The organism is Nicoletella semolina (genome assembly GCF_004345745.1).
Classification (GTDB): domain Bacteria; phylum Pseudomonadota; class Gammaproteobacteria; order Enterobacterales; family Pasteurellaceae; genus Nicoletella; species Nicoletella semolina.
Genome location: NZ_SLXJ01000003.1, coordinates 57,331 through 83,977 on the forward strand (window position 1 = coordinate 57,331; position 26,647 = coordinate 83,977).

The following is a 26,647-nucleotide window of genomic DNA, read 5'->3' on the forward strand; positions in this document are numbered from 1 at the left end:
AAAGTTATAATGGTAAAGTTATAGTAGTCCTGCTTTTTCTAATGCTGAAAGCACAATCGGCTGATGTTGTTCAGACAATGTTGTAAGCGGTAAACGCAAACTTGGCTGGCTAATTAAGCCCATTTTATAAGCAGCCCATTTCACTGGAATTGGATTTCCTTCCACAAATAAATTTTTATGCAACGCCATTAATCGCTGATCAATTTGTTCTGCTTCTTCAAATTTACCTGCCAATGCTAACTTACACATTTTTGCCATATCCGCCGCCGCAAGATTGTTCGTTACCGAAATCACGCCTTGCCCGCCAAGTTTCATTGACTCTAACCCTGTCGCATCATCACCACTTAAGAAAATGAAATCTTCACCAGCTAATTGTTTAATTTTAGCCAAACGACTTAAATCTCCTGTTGCCTCTTTCACCGCAACAATATTTGGAATTTCAGCTAAACGAGCAATCGTTTCAGGTTGTAAATCAGTAACGGTACGTCCTGGTACGTTATATAAAATTTGTGGCAACTCTGTACTTTCTGCGATGGCTTTATAATGCTGATACAGCCCTTCTTGGGTCGGTTTATTATAATAAGGCACAACACTTAGACAGCCGGCAACACCACTATTTGCCAGCAATTTCGTCATAATAATCGCTTCATTGGTAGAATTTGAGCCAGCTCCAGCAATAATGGGAATACGACCTGCGGCATATTCAACTGTTTTTTTAATGACCTTTACATTCTCATCAATACTTAACGTACTTGATTCCCCTGTTGTACCAACTGAAACAATACCATCTGTCCCTGATTTGATATGAAACTCAACTAATTTTTTCAGTTCACCAAAATTAATTTCGCCGTCTGTCATCGGTGTTAGCAAGGCAACAATACTGCCTGAAAAAATGGGTTTTGCCATCACTCTACTCCTGTCCGTTTTGTAAATATCAAATTTTCACTAGCTTGCAAAATTACACACAAATATGCAAGTTTTTCTTGCTCTTTTTGCAAAAATTTTACCTAATCGACCGCTTGTTCAATCTGTTGCTGATATGCCATCATCACCAGAGTACGCCACTGATCTTGCCCTTGTGAATCTTTTCTCATATTCGCTAAATTTGGAAAACGCCCCCAACATTCAAAACCGTGCTTGCACATTAGGTTAATGCTCACCTGATTTAACTCAAATACATAGGCAAGCAGTGTTTGAATCCCTCGCTGTAACATATTAGCCTGCATAAATTGAATAATTTTTGAACCATACCCTTTCCCTTTTGCTTGCTCATCAAGATAGAGGCTAATTTCTGCACTGCAAGCAAAAGCAGGACGCTCATAAAATGGCGAGAAACTGAACCAGCCTGCGATCCTATTTGAATTGGCCACTTCATTTTTATCCTCCACCACCCAAAGAGGATATTTTTCACTGGATAAATGAAAATCAAACCAGCCTTGGCGAGTTGTTCTATCCGCTATCTCAAGATCACCTGTGATTTGATAGCTTGGAATAGCTTGATTATAAATATCTAAGATCGTATCAAAATCCGCAAGTTCCGCACGGCGAATATTCATAAAATTATAGCCCCAATAGCTCTACCAACGCTTGAGCAATACTATCATCGTTGTTAGAGCCAATCGTACGTTTTGCAGCACGTTGTACATCATCTTCAGAACCGCCCATTGCGATCCCCATTCCGACTAACTCTAACATACTAATATCATTGAAATTATCGCCGAATGCGATTACCTCTTTCGAAGAAATGCCTTCAATTTGCAGCAATTCCGCTAAACTTTTTCCTTTGCTATTTCCTTTTGCTGTAATATCAACCCTGTCCACCCAAGACCACTCAGCACTCACTTGATCAAACGGTAATTTGCGACAAAAATTTTGCAATTTCTGAACATCAGGATCGCTAATCAAGACTTTCCAAATTGTTGTGTCATTGTCAATAAACTGCTGAAAGTCTTCGACCTGATACACGTTTGGACGCACTTCTTCAGAGCAACTTTCAACCCATTTGAGCAATTTAGTAAAATGATTATTCAAAGTTTCATAAGTCATCGCATCACGAGTATAAACAGAAAGGTGAATATCCTCAGCTTTCGCTGCTGAAACCAGCTCTGCAACTTGTACCGAACTTAGTGGATTTGATGCCAACACACGATCACTCGCAAAATCATAAAGATAAGTACCGTTACAGCACACAACAGGAGTATCCAATCCCAACTCAACATAATACGGGCGCACTGCCGTGTGATGCCGTCCGGTCACAATAAACACTTCAAGCCCTTTTTGTTGAGCCAGTTTAATTGCTTTTTTACTTGATTCCAAAATCGTTGCGTTACTTGATAACAATGTACCGTCAAGATCAAATGCAATCGCTTGATAAGTCATTATTTCCTCCCCCAAAAGCATATAAAAATAAATAGATAAAAACAGATTAAAAATAAAGGGTGTTTCCGCAGAATACACCCTTTAAAACGAACACGATATACAATCAACTACATAGGAGTAGAAAAACTATTTACCTGAGTTATGAGCAGGTGTTTTGTAAAGCGGTGCGGGACCTTGTTGTCCTGCTACACCACTATTTTGCTGTACAGCTTGCTGTTTTAACACCGTACCGCCTGCATTAATTTCAACACGACGATTCGGTCTTAAACAATCACGCAATGCTTGACCAGTCTCGTGATGACACGCTACAACCTGTTTTGCTTTACCATAGCCTACCGCTTCAATTTGACCTGTTACCCCTTGCTGCTGTAAACGAGCTTTCACCGCATTTGCACGACGTTGAGATAAGGTTTGATTATAGCTATCTGATCCTAAACGGTCAGCGTAACCTGCAATTTGAACTTGCTGTGAACTCGCATCTTTAAGCTGACGAGCAATATCATCAACAATTTCTTCACCTTTTTCACTTAGCACATCTTTATTAAAATCAAATGAAAAATCCCCATCTAACTTAAATGATGAGTGAGTGATCTCATTGCTGTTACAGCCATTTGGATACCAAAAGAAACTTTGTGCTGTCATATTTTTATCAAATAAAACTTTAAATTGGCAGGTTTTATGCTCACCATTTTCACGGTAATTAAATAAATAATCCCACTCACGCACACCGTACAATCCTTCCTCAAAATGAGGTGACCCAATTAATGTACGCAATTGATGCTTATTCATACCACGCTCAACTTGACGCACATTTTCCCAATTTGGCCAAGTTCCACGCTGCGTATCTTCAGTTCCTAAGTTATAATCTTCAAGATTAGGGAAAATCGGATTGGTTGTCGTCCCCTCATCAGACACATCACTTAAATTACCACACGCAGCTACTGCGACTGCCATAGAGGACAATAAAAATCCACGAAATAAAGCTGATTTTTTCATTTTTTATCCTTATTCAAATTAAATTAATGAAATACCTATCTGTATAAGACCTAGCCTCATTCTACGCTACTCATTCTATGAATTCCAGCATTTTATAAAGGCTCCAAATAGTCTACTAATAACTGAACTGTTCGATTTCCCTTATAAAGATTAATATCCAATTTATAAACTAATTTTGCTTGTTTAATCGATAAATCAGGAAACTGCCTAATATCCACATTAAACCAAATCGCATCAAATAACATACCCTGCGAATGCTCCACTAACATTTTTAAATACTTACCTGCTAATAATCGTTGCTGCAAGATACGAAAATTACCCTCAAAAACAGGCTCTGCAAAATTTTGCCCCCAAGGCCCCGCTTGTGCTAGTAATTCTGCGGTCTCAAGGGAAAGTTCGTAGCCTTGTAATTCACCATCAGTATAAATCACACCTTGTAACGCCTCTGCAGAAATAAATTGTGCAATCGCTTCATCAAAACAATCCTCAAATTGTTTCAAATTATCGCTATGAATCGTTAAGCCCGCTGCCATTGAATGCCCACCAAATTTCACCAGCAGTTGCGGATAATTAACATCAATTCGCTCCAGTACATCTCGCATATGTAACCCCATTATCGAACGAGCTGAACCTTTCAAATAAGGACTTCCTTCACTTTCTTGAGCAAAAACAATCACGGGACGATGAAATTGATCTTTAATCCGAGCCGCCAAAATCCCAATTACTCCTTGATGCCAATCTGCTTGATATAACACAATGCCTTTTGCTTGATTACTCTCATCTATTACAGCACTTGGTTGCAATAAATTGGGCAACTTCGCACAAATAGCAAGTGCTTCAGTTTTCATTTCTTGCTCAAATGCTTTACGCATTTGATTTAGCCCATCTAGCTCTAAAGCTAGCTGGCGAGCTTTTTGAATATCCTCACACAGCAGCAACTCAACACCAATCGACATATTTTCTAACCGTCCAGCTGCATTCAAACGTGGAGCAATCGCAAAGCCCAAATCCCCTGCCCTCAAATTAGCCAGCTCTCGTTTTGCAACTTCCGCCAATGCTTGAATACCAACTCGACAACGACCAGATCGAATACGATTCAATCCTTGATGAATTAAAATACGATTGTTGTGATCTAAACTCACTACATCAGCCACTGTACCCAGTGCAACCAAATCAAGCAATTCTGCAATATTTGGCTCCTTGCCTACAAACATATTTCGTTCTCGTAATTGAGTGCGTAATGCCATCATCAAGTAAAAAATCACCCCTACCCCTGCCAACGATTTAGACGGAAATTGACACTCACTTAAATTAGGGTCAACTATCGCATCAGCATTTGGCAGTACTTCGGCAGGTAAATGGTGATCGGTTACCAATACCTTAATTCCGTGTGATTTTAATAACTCGATCCCCTCAAAAGATGATACGCCATTATCCACGGTAAGCACTAGATCTGCTCCCTTTTCTCGTACACAATCTGCCACGCTAGTGCTTAAGCCATAGCCTTGCGAAAAACGATCTGGAATTAAATAATCAACAGAATTAAAACCAAACTGACGTAATGCAATCATCGCCAATGCCGTGCTCGTTGCCCCATCAGCATCAAAATCCCCCACAATCACAATGTGTACTTGACGTTGATAACAATCAATCAACAATTCCACAGCTTGATCAATATTCGCCAGCAAATGAGGCGTTAAAAGATGCTGAAATGTCAGCTCCAGTTCTTGAGGAGAAGATACTCCTCTATTTTGATACAGACGATTGAGTAGCGGATTTTCTGATAAATATTGAGAAGAAAGCGGCGAACGAGACTTGATAATTTTCTGCACGAATAATCACTCAAAAGGTAATAACTATGAAATGGTTGCCATTTTAGCATAAAATAGTATGCTGTTTTTACAAAGTTTAATACTCACTTCAATAAAAGATAATACATAGCTACAAAATACTTTTGCAACGATTTCAGAATTTGTTACTGTTTACGGTCTTTGTTTTGTACAAATTGTTTAAAGTTTTCAAGGGCAATTTCAAAATAGCACAAGAGGTCAAAGGCGATATTTTTACAAGGCAAACAGTGTAATTCATCGCCCTTAGAAATCACTAAACCACGGCATTTTTGCCAAAACGCAATTCACAGCTAAGCAGATTGAAACTTAGCTTTTTCAAACACTAAGGTAATAGTGAATTTTCCTAAACCACTCATATTTTCTCCCATAAAAAAGCCGTTAGGTCTATTTCCTAACGGCTTGAGTGTCTCTCATTGAACGACTATATTATTTCACTCGAATATATTTCACACCATTGCTATCTACCTCATAATCCACAGACTTCATTGGCTTTTTTACCTCTGGCTGGTCAAAGTGTACGCTGTTTTTCTTAATAGTAGATGAAATATTCGGTGGTTCATCATATATCCCAAAACTCCGACGCCATTTTTGGGCTGTCGTTAAATTTGTGTTGAGCCAGATACTTATCAATCCATACACCGCCATCAACAGTACGCTAAAGCTGAATACCATCATAATTGATATCGTATTCAGTTCGCCATATCGGTCTATGAGAAAAATATAAATGAACGCAGGCGAAACCAATAGCAAAGCAAACAGCATAAATTTGAACAGGATTTTCAAGATATACCCAAAAATCCCTAATAATTCACACACTTCTTTAAACATTTTTTCACCTCCTTTTTCATCTTTCGTAAGGCAATAATAGGGAAAAATCAAGCTATCTCTTCGCCAAATAATCCGTCACACTGCTCTGTTCTGTCTCTTGCGTGTCTATTTTTTGGTGAAAAGGCAGAAAATCAGCAAGCGTCGGCACACGTCCTTTTGTATCACGGTTTATCATTGCCAATAAATGACTAATTTGGGCAGTGCGATAATCTTCATAACTCCATCAATATCAAAACCTTAAATCTGATCGATGAAGGGTAATACTATTAAGATAAGAAACCTCAATCCCATCTTTGTTGATTGAATCATAATTTGTGATCGTTTCTCACTAACAACTTGCCATGTGGTTTTATGATTGCCTGTTAAAAGTAGCAAGAAGTATATAAAAAAACAGCGGTTAGATCCTATCTAATTTTTGCAAAATAAGATAAAAAACTAACTGCTGTTCTACAAATTAAATCACATTAAATACTGCGTTTAATCTCAACAATTTCAAAGACTTCAATTTGATCGCCGACTTTCACATCATTGTAGTTTTTCACGCCAATACCGCATTCCATACCGTTACGCACTTCGGCTACATCGTCTTTGAAACGACGAAGCGATTCGAGTTCACCCTCAAAAATCACGACGTTGTCACGTAGTACTCGGATTGGGTTGTTACGTTTTACAACTCCTTCTGTTACCATACAGCCTGCGATTGCACCAAACTTAGGGTGACGGAAGACATCACGAACTTCTGCTAAACCAATAATTTGTTGCTTAAATTCTGGTTGTAGCATTCCACTCATTGCCGCTTTAATTTCGTTAAGTAGTTCATAGATAATGGAATAATAACGTAAATCAATATTTTCATTTTCGATGACTCGGCGAGCAGAAGCATCAGCACGCACGTTAAAGCCAACCATAATGGCATTCGACGCTGCGGCTAAGGTAGCATCAGTTTCAGTAATACCACCAACGCCTGATCCAACAACTTTTACTTTTACTTCGGCTGTAGAGAGGTCTTGTAAAGATTGAACAATCGCTTCGACTGAACCTTGTACGTCCGCTTTCACAATGACATTTAATTCTGCTACATCACCTTCTGCCATATTGCTAAACATATTTTCCAGTTTCGCTTTTTGTTGACGAGCCAGTTTCACATCACGGAATTTACCTTGTCGATATAGTGCCACTTCACGAGCTTTTTTCTCATCACGCACCACTGTTGCTTCATCACCTGCAGCAGGTACGCCTGATAATCCTAACACTTCAACTGGAATTGATGGTCCAGCAGATTCAATTTCTTTACCATTTTCATCACGCATTGCTCGAACACGTCCGTATTCAAAACCACATAGCACAATGTCGCCTTTATTCAATGTACCTGATTGGACTAAAATAGTCGCCACTGGTCCACGTCCCTTATCAAGATAAGATTCAATGACTACACCACTTGCCATACCTTGCTTAACGGCGGTTAATTCCAATACTTCAGATTGCAACAAAATAGCTTCAAGCAATTCATCAATCCCCAGCCCTTGTTTAGCTGAGACTGGCACAAATTGTACATCTCCACCAAATTTCTCTGAAATTACATCATGTTGAAGCAATTCTTGTTCAACTCTGTCAGGGTTCGCTTCAGGTTTATCAATTTTATTCACTGCAACCACTAAAGGCGCTCCTGCGGCTTTGGCATGCTGAATCGCTTCTATCGTTTGGGGCATAACACCGTCATCAGCAGCGACCACCAGTACTACGATATCGGTTGCTTTCGCACCCCTTGCACGCATAGAAGTAAAAGCAGCGTGTCCTGGAGTATCTAAAAAGGTAATCATTTTGCCATCATCAGTTTCAACGTGGTATGCACCGATATGCTGGGTAATACCACCAGCCTCACCTGCTGCAACCTTAGCCTTACGGATATAATCAAGTAACGAAGTTTTACCGTGATCAACGTGTCCCATAATTGTAACAACAGGTGCTCGAGTAACCAATTCTGCGTGCAAATCACGATCACTCATTAATGCTTCTTCAAGCTCATTTTCTTTACGCAGAATAACTTTATGTCCCATTTCCTCAGCAACTAGCTGTGCCGTTTCTTGGTCAATAACTTGGTTAATCGTTACCATTTCACCCATTTTCATCATTGTTTTGATGATTTCGGTGGCTTTAATTGCCATTTTCGCTGCAAGTTCTGCAACAGTAATGGTTTCTCCAATAACCACATCAGCTTTTGCAACTTGAGCAGGTTTATTAAAACCTTGCTGAATAGTCGAACCTTTTTTCGAATGTTTACCTTTACCTTTTCCATCTTTTTGACGGCGATCGGATTGACGTTCATTTTTACTATCATCACGCCCACCTTTTTTAGCCTTCACAACAGCAGGTTTACTACGCCCACGAGTACTGTCTATACGGCGTTCAGAATCTCGTTCCGCTTCACGAGCATAATTTGAGGTAAGATGTTCATCTTCAAACTCTTCTGCAACGTTTACGTTTTCCTCGCTCGCTAGCTCTGCCAAACGGCGAGCATTTTCTGCTGCTCGTTTCGCTTCTATTTCGGCTTTTTGCAATGCCACTTCTTCTTGCTTACGACGTAATTCAGCCTCTTCTTTTTTCTTCGCCTCTTTTTCTACATCAACGACTTTTTCTTGTTTTGGTTGAGCTTCTTTCTTGTCTTTTTCTTGTTTTGGTTTATTGTCTGATTTTGCTTTGCTATTAGGCATAACAGGTGGCTGAATAGTCGCTTTACTAGCGGTGCTTTCTTCCGATTTTTTTGCAATTTTGTTTTCAGCTTGCTCTCTAGAGGCTAACTCTTTAGCCTCAGCTTCTTTTTGAGCCTTTAGCCTTGCTTCTTCCGCTGCTTTTTTCGCAGCTTCAGTGTCAATTTTACGAGACTTACGCACTTCGACTTGTACTTTTTTTTCTTTACCGCCAGCCGTTGTCCCACTTACTGTTGTTTTCGTTCTTCTTTGAAGGCTTAACTTTTTCGGTGCTTCATTTTTAATTTCATTATCACTCATACTCTTCTCCTACATCTTAGCTAAACCAACAAATTTGACGTGCGGTCATAATTAACTCACCAGCACTCTCAGCGGTTACCCCTTCAATATCCACTAAATCATCAACCCCTTGTTCGGCTAACTCTTCAAGGGTTTTAATTCCTTTCTCTGATAATTTTAGAGCAATATGATTGTTTATGCCGTCTAAATTAAGTAAACGTTCTTCGATCGCTGCTTGTTTTAGTGCTTCTTCCTCTGCAAGGGCTTGTTGTGCTAATACTGCCTTAGCACGAGTTTGTAACTCAACCACAAGATCTTCATCTTCTAAACCATCAATCGCTGTAAGTTCATCAACAGATACATAAGCGAGTTCAGCTAAACTAGTAAACCCTTCATCAATCAAAATTTGTGCAAACTCTTCATCAATTTCCAAGCTGTCTACAAATAAATTAATCACTTTCTTATCTTCTGCTTGGTGTTTTTGAGCAAGATCTTCTATTGTCATCACATTTAATGTCCAGCCAGTTAATTGTGTTGCTAAACGAACATTTTGCCCATTACGCCCAATTGCTTGAGCCAACGTCGTAGCCTCTACGGCAAGATCCATTGAATGGTTATCTTCATCAACTACAATTGAACTCACATCGGCAGGTGCCATCGCATTAATCACATATTGTGCTGGATTATCGTCCCAAAGTACGATATCAACTCGTTCGCCACCGAGTTCATTGCTAATCGCTTGCACACGCGCACCACGCATTCCTACGCACGCTCCAACAGGATCAATTCGCTTATCATTGCTTTTCACCGCAATTTTGGCACGAGATCCCGCATCACGAGAAGCCCCTTTGATCTCAATCAACTCTTCACCAATTTCTGGCACTTCCAACTTGAACAATTCTTGAAGCATAATTGGTTTAGCACGAGTAACAAACAATTGCTGTTCTTTTGATTCAGGTTTAATCGCATACAACACACCACGCACTCGATCTCCTGGGCGGAAATTTTCTCGAGGTAGCATATCTTCACGCATAATTACCGCTTCAGCTTGATTACCTAAATCCAAAATAATTTTATCACGGCTTACTTTTTTCACAATTGCTGTGATAATTGTGTCTAGCTGCGAACGAAATTGCTCAATCACTTTATTACGTTCTGCTTCTCGAATTTTCGTGGTAATGACTTGGCGTGCAGTCTGCATTGTAATCCGATCAAAGGCAATGGATTCAATCTCATCTTCAATATAATCCCCTAGTTGAACAGTTGGATCGTCAAATTGTGCCGCTTCCAATGTGATTTCACGAGTGTGGTTACTGACACTCTCAACCACTAACCAACGGCGGAAAGTCCTAAATTCTCCTGTTTTACGATCAATAACCACACGCACATCAATATCAATGCCACTGGCTGCTTTACGATCTTCTCGCTCCGATAATGCTTTCTTTTTGGTAGAAATGGCCAGCGCGATCTCTAACGCTTCAAAAATTGCGTCTTTTGGTAATAATTTCTCATTAGAAACAGCTTCTGCGGCTAATAAAAGTTCTTTACTCATCTGTATGATACCTTCTCTGTTTTACAGCTTAGAAATAGTTATGCCCTAAAAATGTTTAAAAATTAAAAACGGGGATTAAATTTGCTTTTTGAATATTGCCTAACGCAAATATATGTTCGTTACCCTCAACATTTAAGGTGATTAAATCTCCATCAATATTTAAGAGTGTGCCTTGCCATTTACGGCGATCAAGTACTGGAATTCGCAAATGAATAACAATATCACGCCCCACAAAACGTTGGTAATGTGCTGAGGTAAAAAGCGGACGGTCAAGACCTGGCGAAGAAACTTCTAATGTATATTTATCTGCAATCGGATCTTCTACATCAAAAATCGCACTCACCTGATGGCTAACCTCGCCACAATCATCAATGGTTACACCGCCTTCTTTATCAATATAAAGTCGGACGGTTAAAAAACGCCCTGTTCGCTGACATTCAACGCCGACGAGTTCAAATCCCATCGCTTCAATTGAAGCCTCCACAAGATCTTGTAATTTTTGTTCTAACGTTGCCAAGGAAACCTCCATTCAACACTGATATGTTTTGTTTTATTTAACCGTTCACGGTCAATGTTACAGATATAAAAAAAGAGCTAAAAAGCCCTCTTATAACACAATTAAAGCTGACTACGCTGTAAAAAAGCCCCAAACAACAGTTTCGGGGCTTCTACAAGCAGTGCGTTTTATCAAGGATTCTGCAAAAATCCTTTACGAAATTTATTGCTAGATAAAACAAAACCCATCACCTTAAACAAGATGATGAGTTTATAAAAACTGGTTGCGGGGGCTGGATTTGAACCAACGACCTTCGGGTTATGAGCCCGACGAGCTACCAAGCTGCTCCACCCCGCGTCTGATGTGGTGCATTATAGATAATATAAAAAACTTAGCAAGCACTTTTTTCGCATTATAACAACAACATTATTCAACCGCTTTATTTTTAGGCATTGTGCTATATTAAACAGCACAATCTGTTTTTTTATTCCCCAAATAAGACGATTGCATTTTATGTATTGAATTCGTCTCACCACAAATGAGCAACGTTTCCGTAGTGAACATCTTGTTATTGTATTGAATGCCCTTTACTAATTCACCATGGGTAATACCTGTCGCAACAAAAGTAACTTCATCATTACACACCAAATCATCTAGCTTCAATATCTCATTAACAGGTACATTTAATGCTTTACAACGTGCGATTTCCATTTCTGCTAACCTTTGAGTTTCAACAGAATTTCCTTTTACTTGATTACGAGGAAGTAAACGAGCCTGCATATTTCCACCCAATGCTCTTACAGCTGCAGCTGCAATCACTCCCTCTGGCGCACCGCCAATACCATACAGCAAATCAATATTGGCATTCGGCAGACAACATTGTACCGCTGCAGCAACATCACCATCAGGAATACTAATCACACTGACTCCTAACTGCTGCATTTGATTGATAATTTCACTGTGGCGAGGTTTATCTAATATAGCAACTCGCAAGGCTAATAAGGGTTTCTTTTTCGCCTTAGCAATCTGATGTAAATTCTGATCTAAAGGCAAAGCAAGATCAATAACCTCTTTCGCTTCTTTTCCAACAATCAATTTTTCCATATACATATCTGGAGCTTTTAGAAATGCACCTTGCTTCCCTACCGCTAACACTGACAATGCATTTGCTTGCCCCATTGCCGTCATTCGAGTGCCATCAATGGGATCAACCGCAATGGACACTTCATCATCGCCAGCACGGTTTAACCCAACGCTTTCTCCAATATACAGCATTGGTGCATCATCAATTTCCCCTTCTCCTATCACAATTTCCCCTCGAATTGCCATCTGACTGAGCAAATCACGCATCGCCTTCACTGCCGCATCATCGGCTGCATTTTTATTGCCTTTCCCCACCCATTCAAAAGCAGCCAATGCTGCCATTTCAGTCACCTGAGAAAATTCAAAAGAGAGTCCTTTTTTCATTATCATTTACCTCTAACAAGCATTTTCATTTACTAAATGAGTCTGCCTATTTTGTATTTTATTTAATTATTGTACAAGCATATTATAAACTTCAACGAGAACGTTCTTTAAATAGATTAAATTATTTAAGTTAATAGCGATACCGTGTAGAATAACCAGTTATTTTCTATTTTCCTTAACAAAGCAAATAAAGAGCAAATAATATGAACAACGAAGACGCACTTAATAGCGAAAAAAATGACATTCGCACCAATTTTATTACTCACATTATTGATGAAGATTTAGCCTCAAAAAAACATACAGCCGTACAAACACGCTTTCCACCTGAGCCAAATGGCTATTTACATATTGGACACGCAAAATCTATCTGCCTTAATTTTGGCGTTGCCGAAGATTATAACGGCTTGTGTAACTTACGTTTTGACGATACCAACCCTGTCAAAGAAGATGTTGAATATGTCGATTCCATTAAAGAAGATGTGCAATGGCTTGGTTTTAAATGGAATGGGGAGCCTCGTTATGCCTCTGATTATTTTGATCAACTTTATGAGTATGCCGTAGAATTAATTCAAAAAGGCTTAGCTTATGTTGATGAACTTTCACCTGATGAAATGCGAGAATATCGTGGCACATTAACAGAAGCTGGCAAAAACAGTCCATATCGTGATCGTTCAATCGAAGAGAATCTCGCATTATTCGAGAAAATGAAAAATGGCGAAGTCGCTGAAGGTAAAATGAGCCTTAGAGCAAAAATTGATATGGCTTCGCCATTTATGGTAATGCGAGATCCTGTGATTTATCGGATAAAATTTGCTAGCCATCACCAAACAGGCGATAAATGGTGCATTTATCCAATGTACGATTTTACGCATTGTATTTCTGATGCGATCGAGCGAATCACTCACTCACTTTGTACACTAGAATTTCAAGACAACCGCCGTTTGTATGACTGGGTGCTTGATAATATTTCGATCGAACGTCCATTACCACACCAATATGAATTCTCTCGTTTAAATTTAGAAGGTACTCTTACCTCAAAACGCAAGCTATTAAAATTAGTGGAAGATAAGATTGTTGATGGCTGGAATGATCCTCGTATGCCCACTATTTCAGGCTTACGTCGCCGTGGTTATACACCTGAATCATTGCGTGAATTTTGTCGTCGAATTGGCGTAACGAAGCAAGACAATGTTGTGGAATACAGTGCGCTTGAGGCTTGTATTCGTGATGATCTTAACAACAACGCACCACGAGCAATGGCTGTCATCAACCCAGTTAAAGTAGTGATTGAAAATCTGCAAAAAGACGAAATTCTCACTGCCCCAAATCACCCAAATCGTGAAGAACTCGGTACTCGACAACTCCCTTTTACTCGTGAACTTTATATTGATAAGGCTGATTTCCGTGAAGAAGCAAATAAACAGTATAAACGCTTAGTGCTGGGTAAAGAAGTCCGTTTACGCAATGCTTATGTCATTAAAGCAGAACGTGTGGAAAAAGATGCAAGCGGTCAGATTACAACTATTTTTTGCAGCTATGACCCTAATACGCTTGGTAAAAACCCTGCTGATGGGCGTAAAGTAAAAGGCGTCATTCATTGGGTTTCAGTCACACAAAGTAAGCCTGCTGAATTCCGCTTATATGACCGCTTATTTACGGTGGCCAATCCAAGTGCAGAAGAAGATCTTAATGCGGTTATCAATCCAAACTCATTGATTATCAAACGTGGCTTTGTCGAACCAAGTTTAGCAAATGCAAAACCAGAACAAGGTTATCAATTTGAACGAGAAGGTTATTTCTGTTTGGATAGCAAAGATGGCTCATCAGACAATTTGGTCTTCAATCTCACGGTTAGCCTCAAGGAAAGTGTTACATTCTAAAAATACTTGGCATAAAAAATAAAGTAGCAAATTAAAGCTGCTTTATTTTTATCTTTTCTTTAACGATAAATGATAAGTTTTCTCTCATCTAGCGATATAGCTTGATAGCCGTATTTTTCACATAGCAGCTGAAAATCAGTGAACGAAGTTGTTGCATTAATACTTATGACTAATTTCTGCCCATTTGCTAATTTCTCCATCACTTTTTTTGTGATTAAAATCGGTTCAGGACATAGATAGCTCGATAAATCTAGCTCAATATCATTCATTTTACTTTTCGGCGATTGGACATCATTTTTCCCATAGCTTGCAGATTTTCTTGCTCTAAATGCTCACGACCTAACTCAAATAAGGGTTCTTCAATGGCGATATGCTGCTCATAACCCACTACAAAACGAGCAACTAAATCCCGATTAATCGTCTCTCGCTCGCCCGCTAATAAAGCCGTTAATTGCTCAGATAAGCTATCCCAATTCTGGTGTAAATCAATGTGCTGTGCTTCTAACTTATCGACCGCTGACTGCACGTCTGGTAATCGTTTAATCAATGCTGGGAAAAAATCTTTTTCTTCATCATCGTGGTGTAACGGAGCAGAAAAATTAAAGTAATTAAGTATCTGCTGAACATCATTTTTCACCGCTTGGTTAATGCCATTTTTTTCCAAGTAATCAGGTAAAATTTGCAACTGCTGGCAAAAACGCTTCACTTTACTATGACAAGCATAAAGCATTTCAATAGGCTCATTCCAACTTGCAAAAGTTTGAGGTTGCAATTGTTCCATTTTATCACTCCTTAATTATCAATCATGATGAAAAACTCTCCCCATCAAATTGAAGAAAACTTGCTAAAACCGACCGCTTAGCGACGTTTCTGCTCGCTTTCGTCCTAACTTTCTATCGCATCTTGCTGTATGACATCTGTTTGTAATGGCGGCATCGGTTTACCAATTTTTGCATAAAATTCTTGGGCAAACTCATCAAAGCGATCTTGTTCAATCGCTTCACGAATTTGAGCCATTAGACGCTGATAATACCGTAAATTATGGATCGTATTTAATCTCGCCCCTAAAATCTCACCACATTTATCCAAATGATATAAATAAGCCTTGGTATAATTCTTACAAGTGTAACAATCACATTCTGGATCTAACGGTGAGGTATCGCTGCGATATTTCGCATTACGAATTTTCACAATCCCATTGCTTACAAAAAGATGTCCATTGCGTGCATTACGAGTTGGCATAACACAATCAAACATATCAATACCACGACGAACACCCTCAACCAAATCTTCAGGTTTTCCAACCCCCATCAAATAACGAGGTTTATCTTTAGGAATTTGTGGACAAACGTATTCCAAAATTCGGTGCATATCTTCTTTTGGCTCACCGACCGCCAATCCGCCCACTGCATAACCATCAAAGCCAATCTTAATTAGCTCTTCCGCTGAAATTTTACGTAGTTCTTCGTAAACACCACCTTGGATAATACCAAATAGAGCATTAGGATTTTCCAGCTCATCAAAACGATCTCGGCTACGTTTTGCCCAACGTAAAGACATCTCCATTGATTTTTTCGCATAGTCGAAAGTAGCAGGATAAGGCGTACATTCATCAAAAATCATCACAATATCAGAACCAAGATCGTACTGAATTTCCATTGATTTTTCAGGAGAAAGAAAAATCTTTTCACCACTAATTGGATTTTGAAAAGTAACACCTTCTTCCTCAATTTTGCGTAGCTTGCCCAAACTAAAAACTTGAAAACCACCAGAATCTGTTAAAATTGGAGCGTGCCATTGCATAAAATCGTGCAAATCCCCGTGCATTTTCATTATTTCTTGCCCAGGTCTAAGCCACAAATGAAAAGTATTGCCTAAAAGAATTTCAGCACCCGTTGCAGTGACTTCCTCTGGTGTCATTCCCTTCACTGTACCATAGGTACCAACAGGCATAAAAGCAGGTGTCTCAACGTGAAATTCGCCTCGAGGACGTGAAAAAGTTAAGCGACCACGGCGAGCATTTCCGCTCGTTTTTTTAAGTTTATATTTCATTACAATTCTCTCAAATTAAATTTTTTGTTATCCTACCGTTCCTCATTAATTCGACTCGAGATAACACTTTGTTGATTTTTGTATTTGGCGTCTTTACGGACATTATAAGGGCGTTGTGCAACACCGCTTAGGACTTCAAAACTTAATGCACCAATCGACATATTCGGTCGAAGAGCAAGAGGAAGCTTGCCTGCGTTATAAAATTCCAGCACAATCTTTCCTTCCCACCCTGGGTCAATTCGGTGAGCAGTAACGTGAACCATTAGCCCTAGTCTTGCAAGAGAGGAGCGTCCGTCCAACCAGCCTACGATGTTAGCAGGCAATTTGACGGATTCGAGCGTTGTAGCCAGTGCAAGCTCACCAGGGTGGAGAAAAAAGGCTTCTTCATCGTTAATGATAATTTCCTCACTCATTACACGCTCAAGTTGTGCGGTAACTTCTTCTCTTGGACCACTTAAATCAATATAGGGGGTTGAATGCTCACGAAAAACACGAAATGAGTTACCTAAGCGAACATCAACGGTTGCACCATTGATTTTATCGCTTGCAGGACGTGGGGTAATTTGGATTTTATTTTGGTCTAAATAATCTTCAATATCGCTGTCGCAAAGACGCATATTTCCTTCCTATTTTTGTTTAAGCAGTTGTTTGATTTGTGCTTTTAAAATATTGATGGCAATACGGTTTTTGCCGCCTTTTGGTACGATAATATCGGCGTACTGTTTTGATGGTTCAACAAATTGTAAAAACATTGGACGAACCGTTTTGCGATATTGGCTAACCACAGATTCTAAACTTCTACCACGCTCTTGCATATCTCGTTTTAGGCGACGGATAAAACAGATATCCAGTGGAGCATCAACGAAAATAGATACATTAATTTCGTTGCGAATTTCTTCATCAGTGAGAAGTAAGATTCCTTCTAAAATAATAATGCGTTTAGGCGAGAAATGAGTAACGGTTGGTTTACGGTTGTGTTCGGTGTAATCGTATTCTGGAATATTGACCGATTGACCTTGTTTGAGTGCTTTTAGCTGCGAGACTAATAAGGCGTGATCCATAGAGCTTGGGTGGTCATAATTCGTCTTTATTCGTTCTTCCATTGCAAGATGTGTTTGATCTCGGTAATACGCATCTTCAGAAATAATACCAATATCATCTTGTCCTAATTCCTCTTTTAATTCTTTATAAATCGTAGAAGCAATAAGGCTCTTACCTGAAGCGGACGCTCCTGCAATAGCAATCACAATACAAGATTCATTTTCAGTGAGTTGGGATTGTCGAGACATAGTCAATTCCTTAAACTTTTCAAGGGAGGGAAATTTTGTTGATTATACCCTAAATTCTGTATAATCTCATTCTCCCTATGATAAAGATTTATGCAGTATGTAACAGAGGGTTTTATGGCAACTTTTTTTCAAGGCTTTATAGTCAGCTTTGGCTTGATTGTTTCAATCGGTGCACAAAATGCATTTATACTAAAGCAAGCTATTCTTAAACAACATATCTTTTGGGTTGTATTCATCTGTTTTGCTTGCGATATTATTTTGATGGGCGTTGGTGTGCTTGGGTTAGGCACATTACTTTCTCAATCATCTTTAGCTACCTTACTTTTATCATTATGTGGTGCAATTTTTTTACTTGCTTATGGTAGCCGTTCTTTTATTAGTGCCTATAGAGGAAACTATGAACTGATGTCTGTGGAAAAGAATAAGCAAACTAGTCTGAAAAAAACGATTCTTATTACTTTTGCTATCACATTACTCAATCCTCACGTTTATATTGATACGATTGTTATTGTTGGCGGAATCGGTAGCACGCTTAGTTTTGACCAAAAAGTTTTTTTCCTCTTGGGGGCTTTGGCCTGTTCATTTACTTGGTTTTTTGGGTTGGGCTATGGGGCTGGGTTCCTTACCCCTTATTTTAAAAAGAAACGCACTTGGCAAATTTTGGATATCCTAACAGGTTTTTTTATGTATTTCATTGCAGGCAGTTTGTTTATTTATTCAGCAAAATTAAGCGGTCAGATTTTCTGAAAATTTTGCAATTGTCTTTTGAATAATTTCTTTATTTAAATATATTCCCTTTTTTTGAACAAGTTCACATTTTTACGAAAAAAAATGTTATTAATTTGTAAAAATTAGATTTACATCACAGTTTTATTTTTAAGTTTCTGTCATAATGGCGGCTGTTTGCGAACACTTCATCAAGGCTCACGACTGTCGGTGTTGCAAACTACGAAAAAAAGAAAACCTTGTGTTTCATTTTGCTTTGATGACTACCTATTGTAGCTATTTTATCTGTTGTAGTTATTTCAATAATGGTTAAATGTCTGTAAGCAATGGTTTTCTATAAATAATCGTTTCTTGTAAACAATAATTGATTAAACTAAGGTTAGGTCTTTTTATGCAACATAATAATTTTGATGACTGGTTTGCCTCCACTGCATTGGGCGGTGCAAATCAATCTTATGTTGAAGAAATCTATGAGCAGTATCTTACAGATACTGAAAGTGTTGATGAAAGTTGGCAAGCTATTTTTTCCAAACTACCTAAAACGACTGACGTAGAGCAACCGCATTCTGGTGTACGAGATTACTTCCGCCGTTTGGCTCGGGAAAGTCGTGCCGAGGCAATCACGGTGATTGACCCAGCAGCAAGTGCTAAGCAAGTTAAATTACTCCAATGGATCAATGCTCATCGCATTCGTGGTCATCTTGAAGCAAATTTAGACCCACTTAATTATTATCGTTGGAAGACGTCCTCTGTGCCAGAGTTAGATTATCGTTATCACGGTTTTAGCGAAGCTGAATTAAATGAAACAGTCACAGTCGGACGCTATGTTTTTGACAAAGAGCAGATGAAGCTGGGTGAGCTCGCTGAGGCACTTAAAGGCACATATTTAGGCACGATTGGACTTGAATTTATGCACATTCAAGACATAGACCAGCGTAATTGGCTGCAAGCTAAAATGGAAAGCGTGCTAAATAAACCGTTGTTCAGCCACGAAGAAAAAATCAATTTGTTAAAAGAGCTGACCGCCGCAGATGGTTTAGAGCGTTATTTAGGTGCAAAATTCCCAGGTGCAAAACGCTTTTCGTTGGAAGGCAGCGATGCGTTTATTCCAATGATGAAAGAGATTATTCGCCACGCTGCACGCCAAGGAATTAGCGATGTCGTGATGGGTATGGCACACCGTGGACGGTTAAATTTATTAGTGAATGTGTTGGGTAAAAAGCCGATAGAATTATTCGATGAGTTTGCAGGAAAACACGCCGAGGTCAATCGTACGGGGGATGTAAAATACCATCAAGGCTTCTCATCAGATTTTGCGGTAGAAGATAAAAGCGTGCATTTAACGCTTGCCTTTAATCCATCGCATTTAGAAATTGTCAGCCCAGTGGTAATTGGTTCTGTGCGCGCAAGACAAAATCGTATCCACGATACGGAACACAATAAGGTGCTAGCGGTTACTGTACACGGAGATTCTGCAGTTGCAGGACAAGGCGTAGTACAGGAAACCTTAAATATGTCAAATGCGAGAGGTTATAAAGTAGGCGGTACAATCCGCATTGTTATTAATAACCAAATTGGCTTTACCACTTCTAATCCGAATGACACTCGCTCCACTGAATATTGCACCGATATTGCTAAAATGATCCAAGCCCCTATCATTCACGTTAATGGTGATGACCCTGAAGCAGTTGCCTTTGCAGCTCGTATGGCAGTGGAATACCGTTGTTTATTCAAGCGTGATATTTTCATTGATCTCATTTCTTATCGCCGCCACGGTCATAATGAAGCTGATGAACCGCTTGCCACCCAGCCGATGATGTACAGTTTAATTAAAAAACATTCTACGCCACGCAAGGTATATGCCGATCGCCTGATTGCAGAAAACGTAATTAATGGTGATGATGAAATTGAAATGATGAATCTTTATCGTGATGCATTAGATAATGGGGATCGTGTTGTCCCAGAATGGCGTGAAATGAATATGGCGACCGTGGATTGGTTGCAATATCTAAACTATGAATGGACCGATAACTACGAAAGTCAATTCCCAGCCGATCGCTTTACAACTTTAGCAAAACGAGTTTGCGAATACCCTGATGCTATTCAACCACATTCTCGAGTTGAAAAAATCTATAATGATCGTAAAGCGATGTACGAAGGTAAAAAATTGCTCGATTGGGGAATGGCAGAAACAATGGCATACGCCACACTGCTTGATGAAGGAATACACGTTCGTTTATCTGGTGAGGACGCTGGGCGAGGCACGTTCTTCCATCGCCACGCTGTAATTCATAATCAGCACGATGGGACAGGCTATGTGCCTTTAACTCAATTGCACGCTAACCAAGGTCATTTTGAAGTTTGGGATTCTGTCTTATCTGAAGAAGCAGTACTGGCTTTTGAATATGGCTATGCGACTACTGATCCAAAAACATTGACGATTTGGGAAGCACAATTTGGTGATTTTGCTAATGGTGCCCAAATTGTGATTGATCAGTTTATCAGTTCAGGCGAACAAAAATGGGGCAGAATGTGTGGGCTTGTGATGTTGTTGCCACACGGCTATGAAGGACAAGGTCCAGAACACTCTTCTGCACGTCTTGAACGCTATTTACAACTTTGTGCAGAACAAAATATGCAAGTTTGCATACCAAGTACGCCTGCTCAGGTTTATCATATGCTACGCCGCCAAGCGATTCGTAAAATGCGTCGTCCACTGATTGCGATTTCACCAAAATCACTGCTTCGCCACCCGCTTGCGGTCTCAACGCTTGATGAATTAATCAATGGTTCTTTCCAAAATGTGATTGGTGAAATCGACGCCCTCGATCCTACGCAGGTTAAACGAGTCGTGCTTTGCTCAGGCAAAGTGTATTACGATTTATTGGAGGCTCGCCGCCAACGAGAACAAACTGATGTCGCTATTGTTCGCATTGAACAGCTTTATCCGTATCCACACGATGAAGTAAAAGCGATACTGGCACAATATTCACACGTTACCGATTACGTATGGTGTCAAGAAGAGCCACAAAACCAAGGTGCGTGGTATTGCAGTAAGCATAATTTTGAGGCATCAATCCCAGACAATGCGAAGCTGAAATATGCTGGAAGAATGGCTTCAGCTTCGCCTGCAGTAGGTTATATGTCTCTTCATACCAAACAGCAAAAACAGCTTGTTGAAGACGCACTCTCGTTATAGTAGACGAGCAATTTGATAATAAAATGGAAAATTTGCAATATTTTGTTGTAAATTGACCGCTTAAATAAAGTCATTAGAAAAAGTAAAGTATAGAAGGAAACAACAAATGACAATTGAAATCCTTGTTCCAGATCTCCCTGAATCTGTTGCCGATGCAACGGTTGCAACTTGGCATAAAAAAGTAGGCGACAGCGTAAAGCGTGATGATGTATTAGTTGAAATTGAAACCGATAAAGTAGTACTGGAAGTACCTGCTACAAGCGATGGTGTACTAGCTGAAATTCAACAAGACACAGGAGCAACGGTGGTAAGTAAACAGTTGCTAGGTTTGCTTTCTATTGCACAAGCAGGCGATTTTTCGAAAGAAACGCTTAAGCCTACAAGTGAAGCCACGCCAGCGGATCGACAAACTTCAGCAATTGAAGCAGACACAAGTGCAGCGGACGCATTAAGTCCAAGTGTACGTCGCCTACTTGCTGAACATAATATTAGCCCTGAAGAGGTGAAAGGAACAGGCGTTGGAGGTCGAATTACTCGTGAAGATATTGATGCTTTTATTGCCAAACGTGCGGTACAACACATTGCAAGCAATGTTGAAAACACGGTAAGCACGGTCGCTTATTCTGCTCGTAGCGAAAAACGTGTGCCGATGACTCGCTTACGTAAACGGATTGCAGAGCGATTACTTGAGGCAAAAAACACAACCGCAATGCTCACCACATTTAACGAAGTGGATATGAAGCCTATTATGGATTTACGCAAACAGTATGGCGATAAATTTGAGAAGCAACACGGCGTACGCTTAGGCTTTATGTCATTTTATATTAAAGCCGTGGTTGAGGCATTAAAACGCTACCCAGAAGTAAATGCATCAATTGATGGCGATGATGTAGTTTATCACAACTATTTTGATGTCAGTATTGCTGTGTCTACACCAAGAGGGCTAGTCACCCCTGTATTGCGTGATTGCGATAAACTCTCAATGGCGGAGATCGAAAAACAGATTAAAGCATTAGCGGAGAAAGGTCGAGACGGTAAATTAACGGTCGATGACCTTACAGGTGGCAATTTCACGATTACTAATGGCGGTGTGTTTGGCTCTTTGATGTCCACTCCTATCATTAATCCGCCACAAAGTGCAATTTTAGGTATGCACGCAATCAAAGATCGCCCAATTGCACTTGATGGGCAAGTTGTCATTCGCCCAATGATGTATTTAGCATTGAGTTATGATCACCGCTTGATTGATGGACGTGAATCCGTTGGTTTCTTGGTCTCTATCAAAGATTTACTTGAAGATCCAACTCGTTTATTGCTAGAAATTTAGTAAATCTAACCGCTTGTTTTGTTCTACAAGCGGTCAGGTTCTGCTGGAATATTGTTAAACCTCCCCTAGCTCCTCTTTAATAAAAGAGGGAAATCTCTGCGGAAAGTTAGCAGAAAGAAATTCAGATCATTTATCCAAAACAAAGAGGATTTTCACTCTATGAATTTACACGAATATCAAGGCAAACAAATTTTTGCCCAGTACCAACTTCCAATCAGCAAAGGGATTGCTTGTCAGACTGCAGATGAAGCGGTTGCGGCAATCAAGCAACTCAGCGGTGATGCGTGGGCAATCAAATGCCAAGTACACGCAGGCGGTAGAGGGAAAGCAGGCGGTGTGAAACTTGTGCATAATGAAGCGGAGGTGCGTGAGTTTGCAGATAAATGGCTGGGACAGCGTTTAGTGACGTTCCAAACTGATGCAAATGGACAGCCTGTTAATACCTTGTATGTTGAAGAAACAGCCAATATTGAACGTGAACTTTATTTAGGTGCAGTGGTTGATCGCACATCACAAAAAATCGTATTTATGGCGTCTCCAGCAGGCGGAATGAATATTGAAGATGTGGCACACGATACACCAGAACTTATCTATAAAGCAGAAATTGATCCACTTGTAGGCGGAATGCCATATCAAGGGCGTGAGCTGGCATTTAAGCTAGGCTTACAAGGTGATCAAATTAAACAATTTGCTTTCATTTTCACACAATTGGCAAAATTGTTTACGGAAAAAGATTTGTCTCTACTTGAGATTAATCCTCTTGTGGTGACCAAAGAAGGCAATATTTTGTGTCTTGATGCAAAAATGGTCGTGGACGGTAATGCACTTTATCGCCAAAAAGCACTAAGTGCAATGCAAGATCCCACTCAAGATGATCCTCGTGAAGCCTTAGCAGAAGCTCATCAATTAAACTATGTTGCCTTAGACGGCAATATTGGCTGTATGGTAAATGGTGCAGGTCTCGCAATGGGAACGATGGATATTGTCAAGTTACACGGCGGTTCTCCAGCAAATTTCCTCGATGTAGGAGGTGGTGCAACCAAAGAACGTGTCGCTGAAGCCTTTAAAATTATCCTATCAGATAACAATGTCAAAGCAGTTTTGGTCAATATTTTTGGCGGCATTGTTCGCTGCGATCTGATTGCTGATGGCATTATTGCCGCGGTTTCTGAAGTGGGAGTCAATGTGCCTGTAGTCGTTCGCCTTGAAGGTAATAATGCCGAACTTGGACGTGAAATTTTAGCAAAAAGTGGATTAAATATTATCGCAGCAACAACATTAACAGATGCGGCAGTGCAAGCGGTTAAGGCTGCGGAGGGAAAATAATGTCAATTCTAATTAATCAAGAAACGAAAGTCATCTGTCAAGGATTTACAGGCGGTCAAGGCACATTCCATTCTGAACAAGCCCTCGCCTATGGTACACGGTTAGTCGGTGGTGTCTCACCGAATAAAGGCGGTACAATGCATTTGGGCTTACCTGTTTTTAATACTGTGCGTGAAGCAGTCGAAGCAACAGGAGCAACGGCAAGCGTGATCTATGTGCCAGCAGCAGGCTGCAAAGATGCCATTCTAGAAGCAATAGATGCAGGTATAGAGCTTATCGTATGTATTACAGAAGGCATTCCAACTTTGGATATGTTAGAAGTCAAACAACGTCTTAACCAAACAGACGTACGAATGATTGGACCAAATTGCCCAGGGATCATCACACCAGAAGAGTGCAAAATTGGGATTATGCCAGGCAGTATTCATAAAAAAGGGAAAATCGGCATCGTATCTCGCTCAGGCACACTTACCTATGAAGCCGTAAAACAAACAACTGATGAAGGGTTTGGTCAATCAACTTGTGTAGGTATCGGAGGCGACCCTATCCCAGGTTCAAACTTCATTGATATTTTAAAACTGTTCCAAGACGACCCACAAACTGAAGCCATCGTAATGATTGGTGAGATAGGCGGTTCAGCGGAAGAAGAAGCCGCAGCCTTTATCAAAGCTAATGTAACCAAACCTGTTGTCAGCTACATTGCAGGGGTTACCGCCCCAAAAGGTAAGCGTATGGGACACGCTGGTGCAATCATCAGCGGAGGAAAAGGCACTGCGGATGAGAAATTCAAAGCACTTGAAGACGCAGGTGTAAAAACCGTGCGTAGTCTAGCAGAAATTGGTTCAGCATTGCGTTGTTTGTTAGGTTAAACTTATTATTCTCATTAAATTATAAGTGATTAAGTTTCATAGTAGTGGGATTCCCTCAAGCTTCGGCTTGAGGGTTTCTGTTTTTGGGAAAATATATTTCCCTACATATTCTCCACAATATCCGCTGCGAATTCATCTGTGGAGCGTAGGGTTGCTCCGCCTAACATTTCCGCAAAATCAAAGGTAACCGTTTTATTTGCAATTGTTTTAGACACTGCATTCACCACTAAATCTGCCGCTTGTGTCCAACCTAAATGGCGTAACATCATTTCACCACTCAGAATAATTGACCCTGGATTGGCTTTATTTTGCCCTGCAATTTTAGGGGCTGTGCCGTGCGTTGCCTCAAAAATAGCCGTATCTGCACCAATATTCGCCCCAGGGGAAATACCGATACCGCCTACTTGTGCGGCTAGTGCATCGGAAATATAATCGCCATTCAGATTTAAGGTGGCGATCACATCATAATCTTTAGGGTGCAACAAGGCTTCTTGTAGAAACGCATCAGCAATACAATCTTTGATGATGATTTCCTTGCCTGTTTTAGGATTAGTCAATTTATGCCAATCGCCACCATCAATAGGCTCCGCACCGAATTCTTTTGCCACTTGATAGCCCCAATCTTTAAAGGCTCCTTCGGTGAACTTCATAATATTGCCTTTATGTACCAATGTCAGAGAATTTCTGTCATTATCTAGCACATATTGTAATGCGGCACGAACTAGACGTTGCGTGCCTTGTTTTGAAACTGGCTTAATGCCTATTCCACACTCTTCAGTAAAGCGGATTTTAGTTACACCCATTTCATTTTTTAGGAAATCAATAACTTTTTCAGCTTCTGGTGAGCCTGCTTTCCATTCCACGCCTGCATAGATATCTTCAGAATTTTCACGGAAAATGACCATATTTACTTGCTCTGGGTGTTTAACAGGACTTGGTGTCCCTTCATAATAACGAATTGGACGTAAGCAATTATATAAATCTAGCCCTTGACGCATTGCAACATTAAGAGAACGAATACCGCCTCCAACTGGTGTCATTAATGGTCCTTTAATTGCAACGTGATACTCTCGAATTAATGCCATTGTTTCATCAGGCAGCCAAGTGTTTTCGCCATATAGTTGATTTGCTTTACTGCCAGCATAAATTTCTAGCCACTCAATTTGACGCTCGCCACCGTAAGCTTTTTGCACTGCCGCATCAATCACCTTCTGCATAGCAGGCGTAACGTCCACGCCAATCCCATCGCCCTCAATAAAAGGAATGATTGGACACACAGGCACGTTGAGTGTGCCATCATTATTCAATGTGATTTTGTTACCTATGGTTGGCTGCTTGACCGCTGACTGCATTACTTGAGATTGCATAAACTCCCCCTTGAGTGTTGTATTTGGTTAAATCTATGCCATTTTAGCTAATTTTTT

Annotated in this window: 22 protein-coding genes, 1 tRNA gene and 1 pseudogene; 6 read left to right on the top strand and 18 right to left on the bottom strand. The window is 40.0% G+C overall.

The window, feature by feature from the left end; all coding sequences use genetic code 11:
• Positions 1 to 18: 18 nt before the first annotated feature.
• From dapA to glpX, 12 genes and pseudogenes are all read right to left on the bottom strand, one after another.
• Positions 19 to 906, bottom strand: a complete 888-nt coding sequence (gene dapA / locus EV693_RS03110) for a 4-hydroxy-tetrahydrodipicolinate synthase (protein WP_132500925.1) — start codon at positions 904 to 906, stop codon at positions 19 to 21.
• 101 nt (positions 907 to 1,007) lie between these two features.
• Complete coding sequence (locus EV693_RS03115; protein ID WP_132500926.1) at positions 1,008 to 1,556, bottom strand: GNAT family N-acetyltransferase; 549 nt, start codon at positions 1,554 to 1,556, stop codon at positions 1,008 to 1,010.
• A 4-nt stretch (positions 1,557 to 1,560) separates the two neighbouring features.
• Positions 1,561 to 2,379, bottom strand: a complete 819-nt coding sequence (locus tag EV693_RS03120; protein ID WP_132500927.1) for a pyridoxal phosphatase — start codon at positions 2,377 to 2,379, stop codon at positions 1,561 to 1,563.
• 126 nt (positions 2,380 to 2,505) lie between these two features.
• The gene (locus EV693_RS03125) at positions 2,506 to 3,375 is read right to left on the bottom strand and encodes an OmpA family protein (RefSeq protein WP_132500928.1); all 870 of its coding nucleotides are present in this window, start codon (positions 3,373 to 3,375) and stop codon (positions 2,506 to 2,508) included.
• Between the two features lie 92 nt (positions 3,376 to 3,467).
• Positions 3,468 to 5,207 (bottom strand): single-stranded-DNA-specific exonuclease RecJ, encoded by a 1,740-nt coding sequence (gene recJ / locus EV693_RS03130; RefSeq protein WP_132500929.1) that lies wholly within the window; start codon positions 5,205 to 5,207, stop codon positions 3,468 to 3,470.
• Between the two features lie 444 nt (positions 5,208 to 5,651).
• Positions 5,652 to 6,053 carry a hypothetical protein gene (locus EV693_RS03135; RefSeq protein ID WP_132500930.1) on the bottom strand — a complete coding sequence of 134 codons (402 nt, stop codon included), beginning with the start codon at positions 6,051 to 6,053 and terminating at the stop codon, positions 5,652 to 5,654.
• Positions 6,054 to 6,105: 52 nt separating this feature from the next.
• Positions 6,106 to 6,255, bottom strand: a pseudogene (locus EV693_RS03140) (hypothetical protein); the annotation flags it as partial.
• Between the two features lie 262 nt (positions 6,256 to 6,517).
• On the bottom strand, positions 6,518 to 9,061 hold the full coding sequence (infB, locus tag EV693_RS03145; RefSeq protein WP_132500931.1) for a translation initiation factor IF-2: 2,544 nt from the start codon (positions 9,059 to 9,061) through the stop codon (positions 6,518 to 6,520).
• Between the two features lie 16 nt (positions 9,062 to 9,077).
• The gene (gene nusA / locus EV693_RS03150) at positions 9,078 to 10,592 is read right to left on the bottom strand and encodes a transcription termination factor NusA (protein ID WP_132500932.1); all 1,515 of its coding nucleotides are present in this window, start codon (positions 10,590 to 10,592) and stop codon (positions 9,078 to 9,080) included.
• 55 nt (positions 10,593 to 10,647) lie between these two features.
• Entirely contained in the window at positions 10,648 to 11,109 is a 462-nt protein-coding gene (gene rimP, locus EV693_RS03155; RefSeq protein WP_132500933.1) for a ribosome maturation factor RimP, read from the bottom strand.
• A gap of 259 nt (positions 11,110 to 11,368) precedes the next feature.
• A tRNA-Met gene (locus tag EV693_RS03160) sits at positions 11,369 to 11,445 on the bottom strand.
• A gap of 105 nt (positions 11,446 to 11,550) precedes the next feature.
• A complete protein-coding gene (gene glpX / locus EV693_RS03165) occupies positions 11,551 to 12,555 on the bottom strand; it encodes a class II fructose-bisphosphatase (RefSeq protein ID WP_132500934.1) in 1,005 nt (334 codons plus the stop codon).
• Between the two features lie 203 nt (positions 12,556 to 12,758).
• Here glpX and glnS point away from each other — a divergent pair, with 203 nt between their 5' ends.
• Positions 12,759 to 14,435 (top strand): glutamine--tRNA ligase, encoded by a 1,677-nt coding sequence (gene glnS, locus EV693_RS03170; protein ID WP_132500935.1) that lies wholly within the window; start codon positions 12,759 to 12,761, stop codon positions 14,433 to 14,435.
• Between the two features lie 59 nt (positions 14,436 to 14,494).
• Here the strand turns inward: glnS and EV693_RS03175 are convergent, their stop codons facing one another.
• From EV693_RS03175 to udk, 5 genes are all read right to left on the bottom strand, one after another.
• Positions 14,495 to 14,704 carry a sulfurtransferase TusA family protein gene (locus tag EV693_RS03175; RefSeq protein ID WP_132500936.1) on the bottom strand — a complete coding sequence of 70 codons (210 nt, stop codon included), beginning with the start codon at positions 14,702 to 14,704 and terminating at the stop codon, positions 14,495 to 14,497.
• Positions 14,701 to 15,216 (bottom strand): hemerythrin domain-containing protein, encoded by a 516-nt coding sequence (locus EV693_RS03180; RefSeq protein ID WP_132500937.1) that lies wholly within the window; start codon positions 15,214 to 15,216, stop codon positions 14,701 to 14,703. Before EV693_RS03180 ends, EV693_RS03175 begins: the two co-directional genes overlap by 4 nt.
• Positions 15,217 to 15,320: 104 nt before the next feature.
• The gene (gene tgt / locus EV693_RS03185) at positions 15,321 to 16,487 is read right to left on the bottom strand and encodes a tRNA guanosine(34) transglycosylase Tgt (RefSeq protein WP_132500938.1); all 1,167 of its coding nucleotides are present in this window, start codon (positions 16,485 to 16,487) and stop codon (positions 15,321 to 15,323) included.
• Between the two features lie 32 nt (positions 16,488 to 16,519).
• Positions 16,520 to 17,104, bottom strand: a complete 585-nt coding sequence (gene dcd, locus EV693_RS03190) for a dCTP deaminase (RefSeq protein WP_132500939.1) — start codon at positions 17,102 to 17,104, stop codon at positions 16,520 to 16,522.
• 9 nt (positions 17,105 to 17,113) lie between these two features.
• A complete protein-coding gene (udk, locus tag EV693_RS03195; RefSeq protein WP_132500940.1) occupies positions 17,114 to 17,776 on the bottom strand; it encodes a uridine kinase in 663 nt (220 codons plus the stop codon).
• Positions 17,777 to 17,890: 114 nt separating this feature from the next.
• Between udk and EV693_RS03200 the strand changes: the two genes are divergently transcribed.
• From EV693_RS03200 to sucD, 5 genes are all read left to right on the top strand, one after another.
• Positions 17,891 to 18,523, top strand: a complete 633-nt coding sequence (locus tag EV693_RS03200; protein WP_132500941.1) for a LysE/ArgO family amino acid transporter — start codon at positions 17,891 to 17,893, stop codon at positions 18,521 to 18,523.
• Between the two features lie 370 nt (positions 18,524 to 18,893).
• Positions 18,894 to 21,701 carry a 2-oxoglutarate dehydrogenase E1 component gene (gene sucA, locus EV693_RS03205; protein WP_132500942.1) on the top strand — a complete coding sequence of 936 codons (2,808 nt, stop codon included), beginning with the start codon at positions 18,894 to 18,896 and terminating at the stop codon, positions 21,699 to 21,701.
• A gap of 106 nt (positions 21,702 to 21,807) precedes the next feature.
• Positions 21,808 to 23,028 (top strand): 2-oxoglutarate dehydrogenase complex dihydrolipoyllysine-residue succinyltransferase, encoded by a 1,221-nt coding sequence (odhB, locus tag EV693_RS03210; RefSeq protein ID WP_132500943.1) that lies wholly within the window; start codon positions 21,808 to 21,810, stop codon positions 23,026 to 23,028.
• A 159-nt stretch (positions 23,029 to 23,187) separates the two neighbouring features.
• Entirely contained in the window at positions 23,188 to 24,354 is a 1,167-nt protein-coding gene (sucC, locus tag EV693_RS03215) for an ADP-forming succinate--CoA ligase subunit beta (RefSeq protein WP_132500944.1), read from the top strand.
• Entirely contained in the window at positions 24,354 to 25,223 is an 870-nt protein-coding gene (sucD, locus tag EV693_RS03220; RefSeq protein WP_132500945.1) for a succinate--CoA ligase subunit alpha, read from the top strand. Before sucC ends, sucD begins: the two co-directional genes overlap by 1 nt.
• 101 nt (positions 25,224 to 25,324) lie before the next feature.
• Here sucD and icd read toward each other — a convergent pair whose 3' ends face one another.
• The gene (icd, locus tag EV693_RS03225; RefSeq protein WP_132501015.1) at positions 25,325 to 26,575 is read right to left on the bottom strand and encodes an NADP-dependent isocitrate dehydrogenase; all 1,251 of its coding nucleotides are present in this window, start codon (positions 26,573 to 26,575) and stop codon (positions 25,325 to 25,327) included.
• Positions 26,576 to 26,647 lie beyond the last annotated feature (72 nt).